Below are 20,252 nucleotides of genomic sequence, written 5' to 3' on the forward strand. Positions count from 1 at the left end.
CAGCCTGCGAGAAGTTCAGCTCACCCGCATCGGTGAGATTGGACGACCCCCCGGCCTCACCGCGATCGGGGAGACAGCGCCGTGACCGCCCGCACCTCCCGCCCGACGCCGCTGCGCGGGGAGCTGTTCCTCCTCGGTTTCCTGCTGTTGTGTGCAGGGATTATCGCGTTAATACTGCTGGCTTTCCGCCTCGGCGGCGGTGCCAACCCATCATGGAACCCGTCGGTATTGATCGCAGTCGCCGCTGGCCGCCGTGCCTGGCCGGCCACCGCGACAGTGGTACTCGTCGCGGAACTGGTCGCGGTGACCGCCGCCGCATCCTCCGCGGCCTTCATGTTGGCACGCCGCACCAAAGATCGACGGCCGCGCCCAGTCGATGCCGCCGCGAAAACCATGACCGACCCCAGCACTCTCGAATTGTTCGACGAGGAATGGTCGATCAAAGAAACCGAGCGGCTCGCGCCAGCCATCCCCGCCGATCATTCCGCGTTTCGGGGAGTCCTGGTCGGACGCACCGTGCGTGGCGATCTGCCGGTCTATCTGCCATGGGAATGGGTCACCGTCGCCATCGCGGGGACGCGGATGGGCAAAACCGCGGCTCTGGCGATTCCGGCGGTGCTGACCGCACCCGGCCCCTGCATCGCCACCAGCAACAAACCCGACCTGTACTCCCACACCCGCCTGCACCGCGAATCCGTCGGCGACGTATGGCTGTTCGACTTGCAGGGCGTCACCACTGGTGAGCACGGCGCAGCGTCGTTCTGGTGGAATCCGCTTGCCCCAGTTCATGACCTGCCCGCCGCGAAGAAGGCTGCGTCGTATTTCGTCGGTGCCGAAAAAGAGGACGGCGCCAAGGTCGACGCCTATTTCGACGGCTCAGCTCAAGATCTTCTGGCGGCGTACATGCTTGCCGCCGCCTTGGCCGGGGGAGACCTCATTCACGCGGTCGAATGGATGGCCAACGAGCAGTCCGGAGTCCCCGCAGCGGTGCTGCGCGCCCATGGTGAGCATGCCACCGCCCGCATGCTGACCACCAAACAAAACGTCACCGAACGCCAGCGCGACGGCTACTTCGACATGGCCAGACGGTTTCTGGAGTCGTTGGACGCGCACAGATACGCGCAGGCCATCTTGCCCAACCGGCGCATCACAATCGGCGTCGCCTCCGACGGCAGCATCGCGACCGCGCCCGGCAACTGGCAGCACTCCCTGCCCGAGTTCGATGTCGATGCCTTCGCGACCAGCACCGACACCCTGTACGCGCTCAGCCGCGAAGGACCCGACTCTGCGGCAGCGCTGACCACCGCGCTGGTCGGTCAAGTCCTCGACCGCGCCGAAGCCGCCGGTGCCCGTACAGGCACCGGACGCCTGGACATCCCGATGGTCGCGGTCCTCGACGAAGCCGCGAACGTGTGCCGCCTGCAATCACTTCCGGATCAGTACTCTCACTTCGGATCTCGCGGCATCATCCCGATCACGATCCTGCAATCCCCATCCCAGGGCCGCAACGTGTGGGGACAGGTGCGCTTTCAGATCATGCTCGACGCCTGTTCAGCGGTGTGGTACGGCGGCAACATCGATGACAAAGAGTTCCTCACCACCCTCAGCGAGCTCATCGACGACCACTGGGTTCGCAACGATCAAACCAGCAGCCCCACCGGCATTTTCGCCACCGGGCAGCGCTCGCGATCGAGCTCATGGCAGAGCGAACGAATCCTGAAACTCTCCGACCTGGCCGCACTCACCAGTGACCGCGCCATACTCCGCCTCCCGGGTTCCAAACCTCTGCTGCTCCGCAAAACCTATTGGCAGGCAGGCCCATTCGCCGATGTCGTGCGCCAATCCGCGGCCACCACGAGGCAAGACGACGAGACCGGCGGCACCATCACCATCGCAGAGCAAGGACAATTACCGTGACCGGACCACAGCAACAGCCCGCCAACAACACTGCACCGGCCGAGCCCGCGCCGGCCCCGCGATACGCCACCGTGTGGGAGTGGGTCGAAGGCTGGTTCGCCCCCCACATCCGCCGCCACATCAATCCCAAACCCGGATCAGGCCTGTCATGGGACCGGTACTGGTGGCGATACCCCGAGACCGTCGCTCGACTCCTGGCACTGCACGCCGCGTGGGAAGAAGCCTCCGCCTCCGCCTCAGCATCGGCGATGTCGACGTGGTGGATCAGCCACCTCGAGCCACATCTGAGAGTCCTGCTCGACGGCGAAACCGGTCCGATGTCACACCCCGACCCCGACTCCAAGACCTTCGGACATCCACCACTACAACTGCTGCCGGTTCCCGATGACACCAAACGCCACTACGAACCTCTCGGTGCTCTCGCCGACCTGACCCCCAAGTACGCCGACGTGTGGGCCTGGATGGAAAACTGGTTCGTCAAGGTGGTGCGCCGGCGCATCAACCCCAAGGCCGGGGCAGGGCTGTCATGGGATCCACGGTGGTGGGGCTATCCAGAAATCGTCGCCCGATTCCAAGCCCTGCATGCCGCCTGGGAGCACGCCCTCGCCAGCGAATCCCCATCAGCGATGTCGACCTGGTGGGTCAGCCACCTCGACAATCACCTGCGAGTCATCTTCGACAGCGCCAGCGGCCCGATGTCACAAGCAGGACCAGATGTCACCTTCACCGGCCACCCGGAACTGGCCACCACACCGCTGCCCGAAGTCGTCAAGCGACAACTCGCCCCCGCACGGTAAACCATTTACACAAGGTCAACCGCGCACCCGGGATGTCATCGGCCAGCTGTAGGTTCGCCGCCGGATGCACACCCACAAAGCCTGGAGAGGAAGCCCGACGATGATCAACCATCAGCAGTACCTGTCCCTGGCCGAGGTGGCCGAAACCCAATGGGGGCTGATCACCACCGGGCAGGCACACGCAGTCGATATCGACGCCGATCTCCTCGAGCAGGCAAGCGGGGTTGGCCTGCTCACCCTCATCGACGACGGCGTGTACCGATTGGCGGGAGTGCCCGACAGCCCGCACCATCTGCTGCAGGCAGCGTGGCTGCGGCTGGATCCCACCCGCTCGGCCACCGCACGTCTGACCGCGGCCGAGGTTCCCGACGCGGTGATCTCTCACCGCAGTGCCGCCGCCATACACGGACTGGGCGACCTGGATCTCACCCCCGTAGAGGTCACAGCGAACCAACCCATCGCCACCACCGGAGTGCTCCTGCACAGCGGTGAGATATCTCGGCGCGAGTGGCAGCCAGTCGCGGGCCTGCCAGTGACAACACCCGCCCGCACCGTCGCCGACCTGGCCGCGACCCGCATCGACGGCGGACATTTGGCCACCATCGTTCGCGATGCACTGTTCGGCAGCAGCGCCACCACGACAGCAGCAATGGCGAGGGCGCTGGATCCAGCCGCACGTTTCTACAGCTGCCCAAGCGGAGAACAGCTGCTTCAGGTCTGCCTCGAGCAAGCAGGAATACCCGAGGCGTGCGCGGTACTGACCGCCGACATTCCCACACCCAGTGCGAACTGACCCATCCCGCACACCCGATCGGTGTTGAAATCCTTGCCAGCCCAGGCCTTTTGACCACACACCACAGGGGCTACTGGCGCCAGGATTCGACGACTTGAAGGATTGATCGACAGTGGACCCCGCGCTACGAGAAGCGAAGAAGCTCAAGAACAAACTCGGCCAACTCATCGAAGCCTCCGCCCGAGCCAGCGGCCGCGACTACGCCAGCCGCGTCGCCGAACTACACCAGCAACTCATCATGCAGCGGTTCCTGACACGGGTATTCGATCAACCTGGCCCATGGATGTTGGCTGGCGGAACCGGGCTGCTGGTGCGGCTCCCCGGCGCCCGCCACAGCCAGGACATCGACCTGAATCACCGCGGCGGACACCTCGACGTCGACAACGCCATCAACGAACTCCACGACCTGGCCGGCCCACACCCCAGCGACCCTTTCGCGTTCAGCATCACCGTCAAGAATGAACTCCGCGGAGCCAATCCGGGCGCCACGTTGTTCGCGACGCCCTACTTTGCTGGCACCACGTTGTCGATGACGCCGATCCGGATCGATCTTGCGGTCCGTCGCAGTGTCGTCGGGTCCGTCGACCGGATCACACCCGCACCGGTACTCGAACTCGCCGAGATCCGCAGACCACCACCCATGACGATCTATCCGATCGCAGACCAAGTGGCCGACAAGATCGCCGGGATGTATCAGCTCTTCGGCGGCCGCAACAACATCCCCTCCAGCCGGTGGCGAGACCTTGCCGACCTTCTACTGATCACCCACAACCTCCCGTTGGATGCCGCGACTGTCCAGGCCGCGCTCGCCGAACATCGCGGGATCAATTTTCCTCGAGCTGTGCACGCCCCCAGTCCGGAATGGGCCCACCACTATCCGATCCTCGCCGCCACCACCACGCTGCCGCGTAGGCTCCACACGCTCGACGCGGCACTGGGCGCACTGGGGCGCTGCGTGAACCCGATGCTGGATGGCACCGTCACCGTCGGCACATGGAATCCCCGCAATCAGCGCTGGGATCGGGATCTCGACCACCATTCAATGACCGATGACTTGGCCGCAGTGGTCGATGCCCACCGCCACGCCGCAACCCGTGGGGATAGCCGCCCCCAGCCCACACCGTTGCTGCCACCCTCCGATATCGAGGGAGCGAGCGCTGTACTGGATATATGAATCTCCGCACGGCATGCCTGCGCTGCAGCGTGCGGAATGTTGGATTGCACGGCATAATCCGAATCCGTCGAAATGAAATTTGGAGGGGACGTCTCGTGCGCAAGGTTGCCATAACCATCATCGACGACTTCGACGGAATATCCGAAGCCGACGAAACTGTGTCATTCAGCCTCGACGGCAGCCACTATGAGATAGACCTGTCCAGCAGAAACGCCGCAAAACTCCGCTGCCTTTTCGGGCTGTGGTGCGAATCCGCGCGCATGACCAGCCCAACGCCGCACTGACATCGATCACGAGCCGCTGACCCCGTCTTCTATCCATGGTGCTACACGCGAACCACGGCGCCATCGCGCGCGCGAGCATGTCGATCTGACATCTCAGCGTGAATGCATAGCTGCTGCCCGCGTGGCTTGTTGCACAATCTGTGCCACAGAGATCCCCGCAGTTGTCTCGCACTGACACATTTGGTGTATTTCGGTTCCGGCACGTCCTTTCGGTAACCAGCCGGAATGCTCGAAGGTGCACGGTATGTGCAACTACGGATGATTGACAGCGAATAGGTAATTTCAGAAGACTTCGTAGTTACATCAAATCCAGGTCACTCACATCAGCGTGCTGGATTGGTTTGCAGCGAGGGGCAGCACATGCAAGTCGAGGTCAAGCAGCGCGGCCGCACCAGGGCCTTGACGAAGCGGATCCAAGCAGCCGCATCAGCCGAAACAGCGCCACCGCCCCGATTTCGAGCCTGCCGAGGCCAACACGGCACAAGCTCGTGACCATCGGCACGCCCGGTGCCGCGGTGCAACCGAGTGATCCTGGACCGGAAACTTCGCACGGTGAGCCCGTGGCGGACCCGCTGGTAGCGGGCTGCGGGCATGAACCCGTCAGCCTGCGTGAGGTTCGTGAGCTCTCGGAACTGTCTGCGATTTCGGGCAAGTACGTGATCGGGCGAATGCTGCGACAATGGCGCATCGCGGCGGGACGAACTCAGCCACAGGTCGCCGCAGGACTGCACGTCAGCGCCCAAGCGATCCATCTCTACGAGGCCGGGCGGCGGACCGCTTCCCCTCAGATGCTGCAGCGATGGTGTGAGAAGCTGGACGTGCCGCTGTGGAAGCGACGGAAACTGGCCGCGCTCATCGCAGCAGGGTTGGACCAAAAGGCTCCGGATGCCTCTCCGCCGCACCTGGACGCGCTCGACCGGGCTCGCATCGAGTCGTTGAACGTGCCAGCCTGGTACCTCGCCACCCCCACCTGCGACATCCTTCATGCCAATCAGGCTGCGGAAACACTGTTCCCCTGGGCTGGCGCGGCACCAGCGACATCGGAACGCCCGACCAACATGATCGAACAGTTCGTGACAGATCCACGCGCAGCGGCAACCATCGCGAACTGGGTAGACATCATCGGCCCCTTGATCTGCCGGTTCCGCGTGTACAGCCCTGGTGTTGTGCCGATGGGGCGGATTGCCGAAATCGTCGAGGCCTGCAGCGACAACCCTGCCTTCGGCCAACTATGGAGATCCGACCTCGACGACCACCAGATGCAGCGGAGCGAACTTCTCATCACGTCCATCCACGGGACGACACGCTGGAACTTGAGTCACCACTGCGCTGCCGGTCGAAGCCACGAACTGCTGCTGCTGACCCCCATGACCCCCTCGGTCGGCGCTTGCATGGATCGGCGCTGACTACTACTTTTTCGGCGACCGCTTCGTCAGGATTTCCATGATCTGCTCGGTCAGATCGTAGGCGTTGTCGATCTTCGAGCTGACGTTCTTCTGATGTTCGTACCACTGGGCGTAGTTCATCTGGAGGTGTCGCTTGAGGATTTCGCCGAGCTCGTCGATGGCTGCCGCCGCGACCTCGGGGTCCTCTTGACGGAGATCTGCCGCGTGGTCACGCATCTCGATGATCGCTTCGGGCGGCAATGTGCCTTCCATGATGGCGCGAGCAGTGTTGATGTGGACGTGCTGACTCACTTTCGACGCCGGGACGTCGTGCGCCTCGCCCCACTTGTTGAGGGTGCGAATGAATTGATCCCGCTCGCGGTCGTCCTCCAAGCGGTAGCTCACCTGGTTCCGGCGGCTCGTAGTCTTGTTGTCCACGGCCGCTATCCTCGCACTCTCGCATGCACGCATGCACGCATGGCGCGCGGCAGCCGTCGACGCCCATCGGCTTCACACACGAAATCGCCCCGCCCCGTTGCTAGCATGCCGAAATGCTAGCATCCGAGCACAGCATGATCGAGCGATGGTTCGCCCATGGTGCGCTAATTGGAAAGTGAGCACACAGAAGGCGGTGTGCTGCACTGCACTGCTTGGCCGAGCTGCAGCTCCTAAGGTCGCCGATCGCCACAACGGTCATCAAAGGCCTCCTGGTCAGCACGCGGGATCGAACGGATAGCACGCTGGCGGCGCGGGGCGCTTGGTCACCGGCGGTGGCGCTGATGGCGCCGGAGCCACTGTCACCGGAGGTTCCCAAGTTGGTTGCTGTTGCGGTGCTGGCGCGAGCTGACCGCTGGTGGGGTGCGGGCCACCCGCGGGTGCTTGGTTCGCTGACTGTTGCAGCACCGCCCACCCAAGACCGGTGATCAGCGCCGCGCCGATCGCGGTAGCCGCAAATCTGATGGCGGTGTGAAGTTGGCTGGCTTCCGCTGCAGGTTCGACGTCACGCACGGCGGGCAACCGTGATGGCGCCAGTACCGGCAGGTTCTCGACCGGCCGCGTCGCGGGCGTGCGGGCAGGCGCAGCGTCGACGGCGTTCGGCTGCACAGGCGCGTAGGTGGTCTGGGTGAGGGGCGGTTGTGCGGGGAAGCCGCGCGCCAGCAAGTCATCGCGTGTGACAACATTGCCGACCTCGAGCCGACGCAGAATGGTCAACACGGTGTCGGCGTCCCAGGAATCGCTCGCGCGGCGCGGCATATTGCGCAGATAGGTGTGCAACGATTCCGGCCCGGTGCCGAGCAGGACGTCGAAGCCATCGGCCAGGAACGACGGCTTCTCCAAGGTGATGGTGGCCCCTGGGCCTGGAACCACAATGACCAGGCCATTGAGGCGCATATCCTCACCGACGGCCGCGGTGATGATGTCCTTCACCTGGTACAGATTCCGGGTGACCTGCATCAGTGGGTTCATATTGCCCGAGGTCTTGAGAGCGGGCTCGTCGGGTGCGTCCTCGAAGTACCACTGGCCGTTGGTGAGACAAATCAGTCGCCCGTTTGCCTCCCAACTAGGGCCCTTGGCCTCGATGACCACGCAGCCCTCGGGGGTGAACATCAGCAGATCGACCTCGCCTGGCACCCGGCAACCGGAGATCGCGACGCCGCTGACCATGTGCGAGTCGCTCAACCTGTGCAGCCAGCTGATGATCTGACGCTCGGGGCGATCGAGCTTGCGATCGCCGTTGATGATCAACAGATCGCCCACTGCAGGAACGGAGCGGCGTTCATCAGCAGTAGCACCGTCCGTGCGTGATTGCGGTCTGGTCGACTTCCGTCTCGCCCGAGAAGGGGCTGGCGGTACCTGATCGGCGGGCTGGTCGGCGATGACGTGGTTGATACGAGGCATCAGTGCCGCCCGACATGATCAACCGGGGACATCCGGGGGATGTGTGTGTGGATGGACGAACGCCGGCGCGGCTGTACTGCTCGCATCTCCGCTCCCTTCGCTCGCTTTGATAGCATGCTACCACGCTAGCATTTCTAGTTCGGGTCTCCGAACCTGAAAGGCCTTCGCGTGCTCGGCAATTCATCTCCGAGCGAGATTGAGCGGCAGTCATTCACCCAACACGGCGCGCTCCCTCCAGTGATCTGAGCTACCGCGCTCTCGACTGCATGACAGAATTTCGATACAGTTTTCTGTCATGACGACAGCGGTCGCGAGCCCCAGTAAAGCGCTGGAGAACTACCCAACGGGCATGTTTGTGCACGTTGCAGACCTTCCTGGGTCACGTGACGCGGCCAGTTCGGCGGTGTGGCGAGCGAAGAAGGACGGGCGACTGATCAAAGTCCGCAATGGTGTCTACTTCGTGACCGGCGGCCCAACCCGGTACGGCCAGGCCCGCCCGCCCGCCGACGCGATCGCCGCCGAAATCCTGGCCCCCCGCGGCGGCGGCCCCACCGGATTCTCAGCCGCCCGGGCCCTCGGGCTGACCACACAAGTGCCCGCCACGCCGACATGGACCGTGGTCGGGACACCGCCGACCGCAGTACCAGGAGTGCGGATCTCCCGACGCAACAACCTGCAGCGGCTGAAGCTGCGCCCACCAGAGATCGCGATCCTGGAACTACTGCGCGGCGGATGGGAAACAGCTGTCGACCACGGTTGGCCAGCACTGGTGACCGCGATCGAACACGCCCTGGCCGATCACACAATCCGCTGGAGGGAGATCACCGAGGCCGTGAAAGGCGAGCGCTCGCCGACGCTGCGACAGAACTTGGCGCGCCTGACCGAGGATCTGAACGCCTCAGGCATTCTGGCCTGATGCCACAGCTGCGCAAGCATCCCAATGAGCTGTCCGCGCTGATCGCCTCCACTGCCGCCGCCCACGAAATAGACCAGCTGTTCGTCGAAAAGGACTTCTGGGTCACCGAGGTACTGAGGGCATGCTTCCAACCGTTCGAGGTCACCACCGCGACCGGCAGCCAGCCAGTGATCGTGATCTTCAAGGGAGGCACCTCCCTGAGCCGCGTCTTCAACCTGATCGAGCGGTTCTCAGAAGATGTCGACTTGCTGATCTCCTTCCCCGAGGGCGGGTCCAGCATCAAAGCGCGCGACAACGCTTTGAAGCAGATCCGGGACGCGGTGACGACACACCTCGAACTGCCCGACAATGCGATGCGGCCGATGGAGTCCACCACCGGCGTCAAACGCAACGTGCGCTATCTGTATCCGAAACTGCTGGCGTATTCCCAAACAGAGGCAGTGGTCACCGACACCGTTTTGCTCGAGATGGGTTGCCGAGGGGGTGCCTTCCCGATCGAGACACACACACTGCGGTCCATGGTCGCCGATCACGCCCAGCGGGAGTTCGGAGACACCGCACAGACATGGGAGGAGTTCGCCCCGGTCACGGTCACGGTTCTCGCTGCCGAACGAACCATGCTCGAGAAGCTGAGCATGCTCCATGACGGCTTCGCCCGCCAACCGGAGGAGAAAGCAATCGCGAACCTACAGCGCGGGGCCCGCCACCTGTACGACATCCATCAATTGCTGTCCAGCCCCGACGTCGTGGCGACATTGGAATCAATGGGCCAAGAGCAGGTCGCCGCACTGTGCGCCGACATCGACAACCACAGCGCCGCAGCAGGTTTCGACTACACACCCCGACCGGCTGGCGGGTTCGGTCACAGTCCCCTCGTGGATCCCGATGCAGCAGGCCAACTCCCACTGCGCCAGGGCTTCGCCGCAGCCATGAAGCTGGTTTACGGCACCAAACCAACCGTGGACGACTGCCTCCAAAAGATCCGGGCCAGCGCCCACCTGCTTTGACATCGACGAATGACGCGAAATACCGTCCGGCAGCATCACAGATGATCGTGACCGACGACGGGGCTGAGGGCAGTTCCCGCGACCACCGCACCGCGATGTCGCCGATCTTCGGTAACCGCAGCTTCCCACCATCGGTGACCGCGAAGCGGGCATTGGCGGTGAACCGGATGCTCTGCCGATTGTCTCTCCGGGACCGGGACCGGGACCGGGGTGGGGAAACCTATCGGGGATCGAGCTGCTCGTTGCCCAGGGAACCCGCAATGAATACACGGGCGGACACCGCAACACCTTGGCGCCGGTTACGAAGTCCGGCGAGGTCCGCGCAGCAGTGGCCGGGGCGGGCAGTGGCAGCCACTGCGGTCCAGCTCGGCAGTGATGCGCCGGGAGGCATTGAGGTTGGTGAAGCCGCCACCGGCCGTGAGTGCGGACAAGGCCAGCCAACCGATGGTGGTCATGAAGGGCTGCTCGCTGGCTATGACCTGCAGGCAGGACAAGACCGCCAGGACTGCTAAGACAGTGGTGGCAACGGCGTAGAGCCAGGCGATGCGGTGATGGTCCCACTCCCGATAGTGGCGTCGGTTGTGCTCGGACTCGCTCATTGGGCTGACTGGATGAAAATCGTTGTGGGGCACGGGCTCTCCCTGATTCTTGCCCTGGCCGATGTCAGAAGGATTGTCGCCAGCGGCAGTGAGTTGATCGCTCGCGTGGCGTGCCTCATGGCCTCGGGAAGCGGGTGAGGTCGTGGCCGCCATCGCAGATGGTTTCGATGCCCTCGGCGCCGAAGCGTTTGAACAGCGGTGCCCAGCAGTGGCAGAGATCGTCGGTGGCGAACCGGAATCCGCTGGCGGCGCTCCTCATGGGTTGCGCCGCCCCGGTATAGCCGGCAGCCCACCATGTTGGTGCGACCACCTGCGCAAAAACATTCGATCCGGGTGGGAATGCCTCGGGCTGGGGGTTGTCAGCGGTCGCCATGGGAGTCTTTTTGATCGCTGGGGATGTGGTCGGGGGCAAAGCAGGGGACCGCATCTGCATCGACGATGCCCAGCTCGACGGCCAAACGGTTGATCGCCTATGCCACGAGCGCGCTGGTCGGGGTCGGTGACAGCGCGGTCGACGTCGAGTGGAAGCAGTTCGGTGTCGAGAACGGCGAGCAGCGCGTGCCCTTCGACGCTCAGGTCACGGTCGGTCATTGTGTCTCCGTACAGGTTTGGCTTCGTGCCACCCCACGCGCGATTGGCCCCGCCATTTGCGGCGAAGGAGTTCCTGGAATTCGCGAATGGCGGCAATGTCGGCATCGGTCAACAGTCCGGCGGTGCGAGCGAGGACATGGTTGCCGTCGACTTCGATTGGCGCACAGTGAATTTTGTCGCTCATGGCTCATCGTCCTGGTGCCAGTAGGTGGTCGTTTCTCGGGTGGCAGCAGGCATCGGTGTTTCCACTCCTCCTTCTATGATCACGACGCTGCTTCCTATGCTGGTCCGCTCTCTGACTTGGACATCGCATCGGCGCGGACGGCGGTGTGCCAGGCGGCGCGTACAGCGGGGCCGGGGTGGCGGGTGAAGGGGGGCGATGAGTTCGAGGGTGTCGAGGGCTGTGTGGAGTTCGGTCGGGGTCAGGTCGCGGTTATGGGCGTTGGTGGTGAGTTGGGTGGAGATGGTGCGGGTGCGCTCCAATGCTTGCCGCATGGCTTGTTGGTCGGCTGCGGGGAGGGTGTCAAGGGCGGTCATTGGTGCTCCTCGGTGGGTGGTGTTGTGGGGGAATGTGTTTGAGAGGGCGAGGAAGTGATCAGCGTGTAGGTCGGGCCTATCCGTGCAGCGGCTGCTTAAGGGTCTTCGACCTGGTGCTCTCTTCAGATATCGGTGAAATCGGTTGTGGTTGAAAGAGATTAGGTGGGGTCAGAAGTGATGTTCAGAGAAGTGAGGGCAGCCACGGTGGTGCACAGCTCGTTGAGGGTGGTGTGAGGGCCGCGGGCGAGGCTGGGGGCGGCGTTGGGAGACAGGGCGGTGTGTTGGTGCAGGCCGATAAGTGCGGCCTGCAAAGCTGTGGCGGCCTGCTGCCAGTCAGCGCCGCCGACCTGCTGGCCCTCGAGGAGGTCCTGCAGATCCAGGACACGGTCGGCGAGGTCGCTGATCGCGGCGGCGAGCGCGGTGTGGGATGTGGTGGTGCGGACGTGGGTGACCCAGCGGATGTCGAGCCACATGCGGCCGGGCTCGCCTTTGACAGGGTCGTGGATTTTGGGTTCGGGTTTGCTCATGTAGCGGGGGTCGTCGTCGCGCACCATGCTCCACCCGAGTTGCGCCTCGACGGTGTCGCCTTTTTTGGGTCCGGTGCGGATGGTGTACGCGGCGCGGGTGCGGGTGAACGCGTCGTAGATGGGTTTGGTGGTATTGGCGAGGTTGTCGGTGTCGCGGGTGCGGTTGTCGACGGGCTGGTAGTGCAGCCACACCACGACATGGGCGACATCTTGAGGCAGTTTCGCGGCGCGCAGCAGCATGTAGACGGTGTGGCGGACGTCCTTGGCTTTGTCGGCTTCGCCGATGCGTCCTCGCATGGTGGCCGCTTTGGTGTTCATCGTCAGCACCGGTTGGGTGTAGGGCAGTTCGATGACCGCGTGCCCGGTCCCGGTCGAAGGGTCGACGGTGAATTCGACGAGGCCTGGTTCCCGCCGTCGAGCGATGTGGGTGGTCGGAGTTGACTTGCGATGCCGCGTTGTCGCGCGGCGGCGCGGGGAAGTGGTGGTCATCGGGGTGGGGCTCCTGAATAGGAAAGGGAAAGTGGGGCAGGGGCTGTCGTTGACGAGGTTGTGGCGGGCCGCGTTGCGCATGGGGGTGGGATGGTGCCCTGCACTAGGGCGAATTCGGTGGGTTCGGGATCACCGGCTTCGATCGGCGACCACGCTGACGCCAGTGGATGACACCGAAACCGGCGGCCAGGGCGGCGCTGATGAGGGTGGCTGCTGCTGCCACGCGGGTAGCGCGTGCCATGGTCGGGGTGCGGGGGGTATGTGACTGTTGGGTGCGAGCGGTGAGTTCGGTGGTGGTTGCCAGCAGGTCCGCAAGATCGGTGACTGGGTGGGTGGCTTCGGCTCGCGGTGCTTGACGCTCGCGGTCGTTGAGGTGTTCCCATCGAGCAGGGGCACCGGGCGGGTGCATGCCGAGCTGATGCCTGCGGTGGTAGGTCCCAGCTGCGACGAGGTCGATCGCCCGCGCGGTGACCGCGGGGTCGTGGTGGCCAGGGTGGTCCATAAGAGGCCCTTCCTTGAAAGAGGTTGTGGTGCAGCCAGATCCGGGTGATCGGGGTAGTGGTCAGTGGGTGGTGGCGAGCACGGCGATGAGGGTGTCGAGTTCGGCGAGGGTGGCAATCCGCGCGCGCGGGTGTTGTTCACCGGTCGGGTCGTCGAGGGTGTCGAGGTGGGTGATGGTGGTGCGGTCGGGGCGCTGCGGCCACAGCCGGTAGAGGCGAGCTGGGGCAGAACTGCCGTCGTCAGCGCCGCGGGGGAGTGGAAGATTGATGGTGAGCTGGTCGCCGAACAGGATGTTGAGGATCCAACGGTCGTGGATCGCATGCCAATTGCTGCCCACGCTGATGGTGAAGATCGGGTCGATCCAGACCGACGCGATCAGGTCGGGCCCGACCTCGATGTGGGCACCATCGCGTCCAGCGAGGTGACCACGCAGCAGGCCGAGCAGGTGGGCATGGCTGGCGCGAAGATCAGGGTCGACGCTGCGCGCCAGCACCTGGCGACGCACCCAGATCGTGATCAGCAGCACCAAGATGATTAGCAGCAGCGTCCTGGCCACCACCAACCCAGCGGCGCACACGCTGATCACGCTGACCGTGACCACGATGATCGCGGCGGCGATCGGGGAGATGGTTCTTGGGGCGCGCTGGCTGCTGCTGGAGGTGTCAGTGGTGTTGTGGCGCATGGGCTTTCCTGGCCTTCAAGGGGTTGATGGTTGCTGGTCGTTGTTTCGGGTGCGGCCGCGGTAGATGTGGTAGCTGGTCAGGCAGACCAGGGTTTCGAAGGCGGTGGTCAGGGCGATGGCGGTGATGAACGAACCGCGATAAGGGTTGGGAATGTCGATGATTCGCAGCAGCGTCATCACCAGCAGCCCGCCGCCGACGCCGGCCATGCCGGCGGTGAATTCGCTGACTATCGCCCAGTGCTTGGTGGCATGGGGCTAGCCGAGGGTGGGGGAGAGGTCGGTGCGTGGGGTCCAGGCGGAGAGACAGCGTGAGACCACGACCGCGTCGGGGGTCAGGTCACGGAGCTTCTGGGTGCGCAGCAGGTGCGCGACGGCGTTGCGGGCTTGGTCGAGGTCTTCGGTTTCCTCCGTGGTCAAGGTGCGCTGGCCTTGTTTGGTGAACTGGTAGCCGAAGCTGGTGGCGACCGCGGGCACGCCGCCGAGCAGGGTTTGCTTGAGTGCGTGCACGGTCGCTTCGAGGTCGGCGATCCGGTCGAGGAACCAACACACATTGCAGTTGCCGCAATCGGTTTCGCATTCCAAACCAGTGGAGGCTTCGGGGGAGCTGGGATCGAGAACGGTGGGGTCGGGCATGGCTGATCTCCGGAGAGGGTTTGTGAGGGGGGTAGGTGGACTGGTCGTTGCCAGGAATGGCGTGTCGGGCAGAACGGAAGGGTGCAGGTAGTCGCGGCCGACCTTGAGGTCGTTGTCACCGGCAGGTGCACTGCTCGTCGTTTTCGCGACCATGGCTGCGTGTGCGGGCGGCGCGGCGGGCGCGACGCCCGTGCAGGGTCTGGCCCGGCGCGGTGACAACTGCGGCGACGGGCGTGGAGCGGGGAAGGGGTTGCAGGGCTTCGGTGAGTCCGTCGAGCCCGGCATGCAGTACCTGTGTCAGACGGTCGAGCACGGCGGGGTTGTCGGGGTCGGTGATGACACAGTCGCGAAGGTGGGTGAGGGTGGAGGTGAATTGGCTGGTGTGCTCAATGAGGTCGGCGAGGTGAGCGAGGATCTCGGCGCGGGCAGGGTCGGTCATGGGTCAGGTTCCTGTTTCGGGGATAAGGGCTTTGTGCCGGTTAGGAGTCCGCGACTTCGCCTCCACCATCGACTGGGGTGTCTCCGAGGGCTTGCCGAAGCGTGAAGCGGCCGTTGACCTTCAGGGCAGGTGCGACGTGGGTGGCGGTGGTGATCGCGGTGGCCAGATCGGTGAACCAGAACTGCTCGCACCATGCGTCGGTGCGGGTGGAGCGGCTTGGTTCCAGATCGCGGTGACCATCGCGGCTGTAGCAGCGGCCGAACACGTCTTTCACAAGCCAGCGGCCCAACCCGCGACTGATCACCTCGACGAAGAAGCCGTGGAAGTCGGGGTGGTCTTCGGGCAGATAGGTGACCTCGTAGCGGCTGGCCCGCACTCTCGGGGCAGGCAAACCCGGGTCGGCTCCAGGTTCGTGGGGGTCGGAGCCCGTCGTAGGGGTGGTGACCCATTCCTGCATGCGCCGCCAGGTTTCGGCTTTATCGCTGTGATCCCACCAGGGGGCGCGGGAGTCGGTGGCCGATACCTGCTCCACGTGGGGGAGGAACCACTTCAGAAGCTCCAGTGGGATGTGGCGGGCGATCTGACGCGGGGTGCCCAGGTTGCCGAAACCATCGTCGTCGGCGGGCAATTCGAGATAGAGCACCAGAAATTGCGGGTCGGCTTCCACGTTGTCACACAGCATCGGTGCGGTCGCGGCACCGCGGGCGGCAAGCATGAACTGCTGCTTCGCCGCGACGGCAAGCAGCAGGTTGCGGTCGAAGTACTGCTCACGCATGGCGGGGGTGTCGGTCAGCGCGCGGTGCAGGGCGCGCAAGAACTCCGCGTCGGGGTCGTCGGGCGCGGGAGCCGACACCGCGCGCGGCAGGGTCTCGAGCGCGTGCACGAGTTCGGTGGTGGCGTGCTGCCAGCGGTCAGGGGCGTAGCTGGGCCCGGACCGCAGTTCCCGCAGTGTCGTGGCGGAGGAGATGATCGCGGCCAGCGCGGTATCGGCACGGCGGTCGGCGGCCTCCCGGACAAGGGTTTCGGTGCCCTCCGCTCCGAGGACACCGATCAGGTAGCGGAGCTGGGTGTCGAGCCCAGCGTTGTGGTCGTCGGCGGCCTGCTCCGGGTCGGCCTCACCGGTGGCGGCTTCCTCGACATCGGCGCGTAAGTCCAAGGAGTCCAAGCCCACGCTGTGAGCGAGGGAGGTGATTCGGGTGAGTTCGACGGCGTCGACCTCACTGAGCGTGGTTGTGGTGGTTGTGGTCATCGCGGTGTCCTTGCCGAAACAGGGAATGGGTGTGGTCAGGCTGGTGTGGTGAGACCGGACAGCACGGTGTTGGCGGCCGCGCACACCGCACGCAGGTGGTGGCGGGCGGCGCCGATCAGGCCGGTACCTGGTTGCGGGAACGACAGTTCGGTCCAGGTGCTGGTGATAGTGGTTAGGCGCTGGGTTCCGTGCAGGTTGAACAAGTGGATGTGGAATCCCGCCCCGGCGGGGTGGTCGTCGGCGGCCACGATCAGCCCGAGGTCGGGGTCACCGGTCAACGCGCCGTGCTCGCGGGCGGTGCGGATCAGGTTCGACAGATCGGTGGCGGGGGATTCGTTGTTCGGGTGCGGGATGAGCGTGAACAGGTCTTCTTCGCTGATCGCGTTCACCCACGCGGCGAACGCGGGCTCGTCGAGGACGAACGGTGCCGGATCGTTGTGGTCGATGACGAACACGACCCGCCCGTCGGCTTCGGCTGATGCGGTGGTGTGCAGTGCGCTCAGCAGCACGGCGAGGGGATCGCCGCCGCTGTGAGTGGCGGCGACGAACGCAGCCAGCTCGGCGCGGATATGGCGCAGGGATGCCACGGCGGCACCGACGGTCTTGGCGGCGGCGACGGTGTGGGGGTCGCTCGGATCGTGCAGACGCCCGTTCAGTGCGGCAGTGGCATCCCGGACCTGTTCGAGAGCTTCCTGGAAACTGTTGACACCGAGGTCGCGGATGGTGCGCTCGATCTCGGTGTAGCCGAGGTGGCTGATCAGGTAACCGATTTGGGTGTCCAGAGCGCTGTTGTTGATGTCGGTGGCGGGCAGGCTGGCGACATGGTGAACGATGTCGCCGAGGTCGAGTTCCAGGCCGCTGCGTTCGGCGAACTCGATCAGCGCGCGGTCGCGGTCGTGTTGTTCGCGTGTGGTCTGCTCAGGCTCGGTGGTGAGGGTGGAGGTCACAGTGGGTGTCCTTTCGCTTTCGAACGATCAGCGGGGTGCTCGTCGGGGGGAGATGTTGTGCAAGCGCCCGGTTTCAGTCGCTGCTACTGCACGGTGTGGGCGAACAGGAAGCTGTGGGCGGCGCGCAGAGACCGCGCGGCGGTGGTGAGGGAGTAGGCCAAGTCTTCGCGGTCGTTGCCGTCGAGATCGATGTCGTCGCTGCCATCGCGGGTCAGGGCTTCGAACGCGCACGAGATGATCTTGTGTTGGTCGCATCCGTGGGCGATGGCCTCGTTGAGGATGTCGAGAGGGCTGTCGTCGCCGAAGGCATCGCTGTCGAAGGTGAGGGCGGGGTTGGTCATCGGCGAATCCCTTTGGTCACGTCGGTGGTATCAGCGTTGGACTGCTGATGGGACGTGGGTTTGCACAGCTGGTGTGGGTCCGATCGCCCATGCAGCTGGGGCCTACGGCCAGGTGACGGTGACGCGGTCGCTGTGGGTGCTGCCGGAGGTGCGCAACCAGGCGTCGTCAACCCCTTGTGTGGTGACCGTGTAGCGCGAGGAGCGTCCGAGAGTGATCGCCGCCCCAGCGGTGGTGGTGTGGCGGGTCGCTCCGGCCGCGTCGGTGTAATCGACGAGGAAGAAGTCGTATTTCTTGGGGCCCGAGGGTTGGGCTTTGACGATGCCGAACTCTGACCAAACTTCCAGGCACACATCAGTGTTCAGAACGCTGCAGTGCTTGACATCACGGGTGCTACCACCGGGAGGCTGGGCAGAGGCCAGGCCCGGTGCCGCCATGACGGCGATGGTGAGAACGGTGGTGGCGGTGCGGGCGAAGATTCTGGCGGACATGGGATTCGTTCCTTGCTCGGTGGGGTTGGTGCCGAAAGTGGTTGCGTGCGTGAGACGGGGATACGACCGTGCGGGTAGGTCAGCGGCGGCGCGGGCGCTGAGTGCTGACCCGAATCAGGGCGGGCCGTGCCTGGGGGTGGCGTCCAGCAGAGGCGATGTAGGTGGCAATCACGATGACCAGGCCGACCACGGTCAGGACGACGGAGATGGTGAGCAGCAGGGCGATCACGGCAGAGTTCTCCTGGGAAGCGGAGGGGTGAGGGTGTGAAAGAGGGAGCAAGGACGCGGGACCGCGGAGGATTGCGGCCCCGCGTCGCTCACGCGACGGACAGCTGGGGAGGGGACCCACCGTCGCGAGCCGTGGGGAGCGAGATCGACCCACGGCTCACCAGCGAGTGCGGTTGGGCGGGTACGGATTTGGCTCCGGAGGCGGGGGAGCGATTGTAGGGATGGATGGTTGGTGAGCAGTGGCACGGCAGACGCAAAGGTCGGTACCGCACCACCGCTGTCTAGGGGGTGTCGCGCTTGGGGGCGCGTTGGGTGCCGCTCATGAACGCCAGGTGCAGGATCGTTTTCACCAGGACACAGGTGGCGTGCGACGGGGGTCGGCGGATGCCGAGGCGGGCGGCGGAAGCCTTGATGTGGGCTTCGGTGGTTTTGGAGGGGGTGCGGGAGGGGTCGGTGCTGAGCAGATCCTGGACCAGGCGCGCCGCTTTGATCCCGCGCTTGCGGGCCCGGTAGTAGGGGTCCTGGTGGCCCGGCTCGAGGGGAAATGCGATGACGGCGCGGCTGTCCTCGATCTCGACCACCGTGCCATCTGCGTTTTCACGCAAATCGGTCTGTACCGCCCAGTCCAGTGGGGCGAGCCGCTGGACGCCGGTGCCTGGATCGGTGACCCGGGACACGACGCGCAGGGTGGTGACCCGGATCAGGCGGGTGTCGGCCTTGGTGGTGGTGAACCCGTCGAGGCTGCCCCCCTTGCTGGTCAGGGCGTCGAATTCGCCGCCGTTGAGCAGTGCGCGGAAGCGGCGGAACGCGGTCTGTGCGGACGGCGCTGATGCGGCATCGGTGTGGGTGACGGTCGCGGTCACTACAGGTCTCCGATCGCGGATGTGAAGTCATGAAGAGGAGAAACCGGATGAGGCCCGAGCAGCCCCGGGGCGACATCGTTGTCGCTGGTGTTTGCCCGAGACGGGCTCCGTTGCCCGCCTGCCTGATGTGGTGATCAGGCCACCTCATTACGTTCGCTATGATGCTAGCATCATACCATGCGAGCATGCACACAAATCTTGGATCTGCTTCTTCCTCGCTCCATCGGAGGCGCACGCTGATGCACGTCTTCACCGCGACTCCATGCCCGCGCTGCGGCAATGCGCTCGTCGAAACCCTCACCGGCACCGGCCGAGAACTGCGCTGCGCCGACAGCAACTGCGCACATCAGGAAACGCTGTGGGACAACGACTTCCGAACCGGCACCGGCCACGTAGCCGGCGGTGAGGTCATTGACCGTCACGTGACGGTCGATGCGATGAGTGAGGACCAGTTCTACGGGCTGGGTCCGCTGCTGGGCCACCATCTCGGCTGGCTCGGCTCATGCAACAGCGGGAAACACGTGGCCTTGTCCGAGGACGACTGCGAGGGCGCGCCCGGGTTGGAAAAGGTCATCGCCTACCTCAAGACGCACCGGCTGGCCTACACCGAAACCCTTGAGCTGCGCCACCTCCCTGCCGCCGAGCCCGCCACCAGTGTTGATGCGGCGCTGGCGCGAGTCGAAGCAGCGGTGGAGGCGGTACATGGGCGACTCTCCCAGCGGGATGCGGGCCGCGCGCGGACGTTGCTCGACGACCTCGAGCGCCTGTTGCAAGACAGTGCAACCCCGGTGATCTCCGACAGCCTGTGTGACTTCCCGGATACGGGAGCGGCCTGCGGCGATACCCTCGCCTGATCGGCTGGGGCGAGCTGAGGAGTCTTCATGTCCCAGTGCCGATTGCCCGCCACCACCGCGGTTGTGTCTCGACGGTGGGGTGCGCGCACTGCCCACATCCCAAGCTGGGCA

The 20,252-nt window shown here is 64.8% G+C and carries 25 protein-coding genes and 1 pseudogene; 9 read left to right on the plus strand and 17 right to left on the minus strand.

Annotated features, from left to right (window positions below; translation table 11 throughout):
• The first annotated feature begins 81 nt into the window (after positions 1 to 81).
• The 6 genes from ACQP2U_RS43265 (at position 82) to ACQP2U_RS43290 (ending at position 6,371) form a co-directional block, all read left to right on the plus strand.
• Positions 82 to 1,917, plus strand: coding sequence for a type IV secretory system conjugative DNA transfer family protein (locus ACQP2U_RS43265; RefSeq protein ID WP_433717322.1), 1,836 nt, complete (start codon positions 82 to 84; stop codon positions 1,915 to 1,917).
• Positions 1,914 to 2,714 carry a DUF4913 domain-containing protein gene (locus tag ACQP2U_RS43270; RefSeq protein WP_433717324.1) on the plus strand — a complete coding sequence of 267 codons (801 nt, stop codon included), beginning with the start codon at positions 1,914 to 1,916 and terminating at the stop codon, positions 2,712 to 2,714. Before ACQP2U_RS43265 ends, ACQP2U_RS43270 begins: the two co-directional genes overlap by 4 nt.
• A 100-nt stretch (positions 2,715 to 2,814) precedes the next feature.
• A complete protein-coding gene (locus ACQP2U_RS43275) occupies positions 2,815 to 3,507 on the plus strand; it encodes a type IV toxin-antitoxin system AbiEi family antitoxin domain-containing protein (RefSeq protein WP_433717326.1) in 693 nt (230 codons plus the stop codon).
• Between the two features lie 112 nt (positions 3,508 to 3,619).
• A complete protein-coding gene (locus ACQP2U_RS43280; protein WP_433717328.1) occupies positions 3,620 to 4,681 on the plus strand; it encodes a nucleotidyl transferase AbiEii/AbiGii toxin family protein in 1,062 nt (353 codons plus the stop codon).
• Between the two features lie 95 nt (positions 4,682 to 4,776).
• A complete protein-coding gene (locus tag ACQP2U_RS43285) occupies positions 4,777 to 4,965 on the plus strand; it encodes a histone-like nucleoid-structuring protein Lsr2 (RefSeq protein ID WP_433717330.1) in 189 nt (62 codons plus the stop codon).
• A 560-nt stretch (positions 4,966 to 5,525) separates the two neighbouring features.
• A complete protein-coding gene (locus tag ACQP2U_RS43290; RefSeq protein ID WP_433717332.1) occupies positions 5,526 to 6,371 on the plus strand; it encodes a helix-turn-helix domain-containing protein in 846 nt (281 codons plus the stop codon).
• Positions 6,372 to 6,374: 3 nt separating this feature from the next.
• Here the strand turns inward: ACQP2U_RS43290 and ACQP2U_RS43295 are convergent, their stop codons facing one another.
• Positions 6,375 to 6,743, minus strand: coding sequence for a hypothetical protein (locus ACQP2U_RS43295; protein WP_433717334.1), 369 nt, complete (start codon positions 6,741 to 6,743; stop codon positions 6,375 to 6,377).
• 318 nt (positions 6,744 to 7,061) lie between these two features.
• Positions 7,062 to 8,108, minus strand: a complete 1,047-nt coding sequence (locus ACQP2U_RS43300; protein ID WP_433717336.1) for an NERD domain-containing protein — start codon at positions 8,106 to 8,108, stop codon at positions 7,062 to 7,064.
• A gap of 436 nt (positions 8,109 to 8,544) precedes the next feature.
• Between ACQP2U_RS43300 and ACQP2U_RS43305 the strand changes: the two genes are divergently transcribed.
• Both ACQP2U_RS43305 and ACQP2U_RS43310 read left to right on the plus strand, forming a co-directional pair.
• The gene (locus ACQP2U_RS43305) at positions 8,545 to 9,165 is read left to right on the plus strand and encodes a hypothetical protein (RefSeq protein WP_433717338.1); all 621 of its coding nucleotides are present in this window, start codon (positions 8,545 to 8,547) and stop codon (positions 9,163 to 9,165) included.
• Positions 9,165 to 10,172: a nucleotidyl transferase AbiEii/AbiGii toxin family protein gene (locus ACQP2U_RS43310; protein ID WP_433717340.1), complete on the plus strand. Its 1,008-nt coding sequence runs from the start codon at positions 9,165 to 9,167 to the stop codon at positions 10,170 to 10,172. Before ACQP2U_RS43305 ends, ACQP2U_RS43310 begins: the two co-directional genes overlap by 1 nt.
• A 4-nt stretch (positions 10,173 to 10,176) precedes the next feature.
• Here the strand turns inward: ACQP2U_RS43310 and ACQP2U_RS43315 are convergent.
• The 15 genes and pseudogenes from ACQP2U_RS43315 to ACQP2U_RS43385 form a co-directional block, all read right to left on the minus strand.
• Positions 10,177 to 10,374, minus strand: a pseudogene (locus tag ACQP2U_RS43315) (RNA-guided endonuclease TnpB family protein); the annotation flags it as partial.
• 97 nt (positions 10,375 to 10,471) lie between these two features.
• Positions 10,472 to 10,771: a hypothetical protein gene (locus tag ACQP2U_RS43320; protein ID WP_433717342.1), complete on the minus strand. Its 300-nt coding sequence runs from the start codon at positions 10,769 to 10,771 to the stop codon at positions 10,472 to 10,474.
• A 115-nt stretch (positions 10,772 to 10,886) separates the two neighbouring features.
• The gene (locus ACQP2U_RS43325; protein ID WP_433717344.1) at positions 10,887 to 11,030 is read right to left on the minus strand and encodes a hypothetical protein; all 144 of its coding nucleotides are present in this window, start codon (positions 11,028 to 11,030) and stop codon (positions 10,887 to 10,889) included.
• Positions 11,031 to 12,057: 1,027 nt separating this feature from the next.
• Entirely contained in the window at positions 12,058 to 12,915 is an 858-nt protein-coding gene (locus ACQP2U_RS43330; protein ID WP_433717346.1) for a hypothetical protein, read from the minus strand.
• 103 nt (positions 12,916 to 13,018) lie between these two features.
• Positions 13,019 to 13,417, minus strand: a complete 399-nt coding sequence (locus ACQP2U_RS43335; RefSeq protein WP_433717348.1) for a hypothetical protein — start codon at positions 13,415 to 13,417, stop codon at positions 13,019 to 13,021.
• Positions 13,418 to 13,477: 60 nt separating this feature from the next.
• Positions 13,478 to 14,098 (minus strand): hypothetical protein, encoded by a 621-nt coding sequence (locus ACQP2U_RS43340; protein ID WP_433717350.1) that lies wholly within the window; start codon positions 14,096 to 14,098, stop codon positions 13,478 to 13,480.
• A gap of 15 nt (positions 14,099 to 14,113) precedes the next feature.
• Positions 14,114 to 14,305 (minus strand): hypothetical protein, encoded by a 192-nt coding sequence (locus ACQP2U_RS43345; RefSeq protein ID WP_433717352.1) that lies wholly within the window; start codon positions 14,303 to 14,305, stop codon positions 14,114 to 14,116.
• A 48-nt stretch (positions 14,306 to 14,353) separates the two neighbouring features.
• A complete protein-coding gene (locus tag ACQP2U_RS43350; protein ID WP_433717354.1) occupies positions 14,354 to 14,731 on the minus strand; it encodes a hypothetical protein in 378 nt (125 codons plus the stop codon).
• A gap of 115 nt (positions 14,732 to 14,846) precedes the next feature.
• Positions 14,847 to 15,170 carry a hypothetical protein gene (locus ACQP2U_RS43355; protein ID WP_433717356.1) on the minus strand — a complete coding sequence of 108 codons (324 nt, stop codon included), beginning with the start codon at positions 15,168 to 15,170 and terminating at the stop codon, positions 14,847 to 14,849.
• A gap of 40 nt (positions 15,171 to 15,210) precedes the next feature.
• Positions 15,211 to 16,419, minus strand: a complete 1,209-nt coding sequence (locus ACQP2U_RS43360; RefSeq protein WP_433717358.1) for a hypothetical protein — start codon at positions 16,417 to 16,419, stop codon at positions 15,211 to 15,213.
• A gap of 35 nt (positions 16,420 to 16,454) precedes the next feature.
• Entirely contained in the window at positions 16,455 to 17,366 is a 912-nt protein-coding gene (locus ACQP2U_RS43365) for a hypothetical protein (RefSeq protein ID WP_433717359.1), read from the minus strand.
• A gap of 83 nt (positions 17,367 to 17,449) precedes the next feature.
• Entirely contained in the window at positions 17,450 to 17,707 is a 258-nt protein-coding gene (locus ACQP2U_RS43370; protein ID WP_433717361.1) for a hypothetical protein, read from the minus strand.
• Positions 17,708 to 17,809: 102 nt separating this feature from the next.
• A complete protein-coding gene (locus ACQP2U_RS43375; protein WP_433717363.1) occupies positions 17,810 to 18,196 on the minus strand; it encodes a hypothetical protein in 387 nt (128 codons plus the stop codon).
• Between the two features lie 79 nt (positions 18,197 to 18,275).
• Positions 18,276 to 18,425 (minus strand): hypothetical protein, encoded by a 150-nt coding sequence (locus tag ACQP2U_RS43380; RefSeq protein WP_433717365.1) that lies wholly within the window; start codon positions 18,423 to 18,425, stop codon positions 18,276 to 18,278.
• A 280-nt stretch (positions 18,426 to 18,705) separates the two neighbouring features.
• Positions 18,706 to 19,287: a hypothetical protein gene (locus ACQP2U_RS43385; protein WP_433717367.1), complete on the minus strand. Its 582-nt coding sequence runs from the start codon at positions 19,285 to 19,287 to the stop codon at positions 18,706 to 18,708.
• A 239-nt stretch (positions 19,288 to 19,526) separates the two neighbouring features.
• Here ACQP2U_RS43385 and ACQP2U_RS43390 point away from each other — a divergent pair, with 239 nt between their 5' ends.
• A complete protein-coding gene (locus tag ACQP2U_RS43390; protein WP_433717369.1) occupies positions 19,527 to 20,141 on the plus strand; it encodes a hypothetical protein in 615 nt (204 codons plus the stop codon).
• Positions 20,142 to 20,252 lie beyond the last annotated feature (111 nt).

This window comes from Nocardia sp. CA-084685, assembly GCF_050955785.1.
Lineage (GTDB): Bacteria > Actinomycetota > Actinomycetes > Mycobacteriales > Mycobacteriaceae > Nocardia.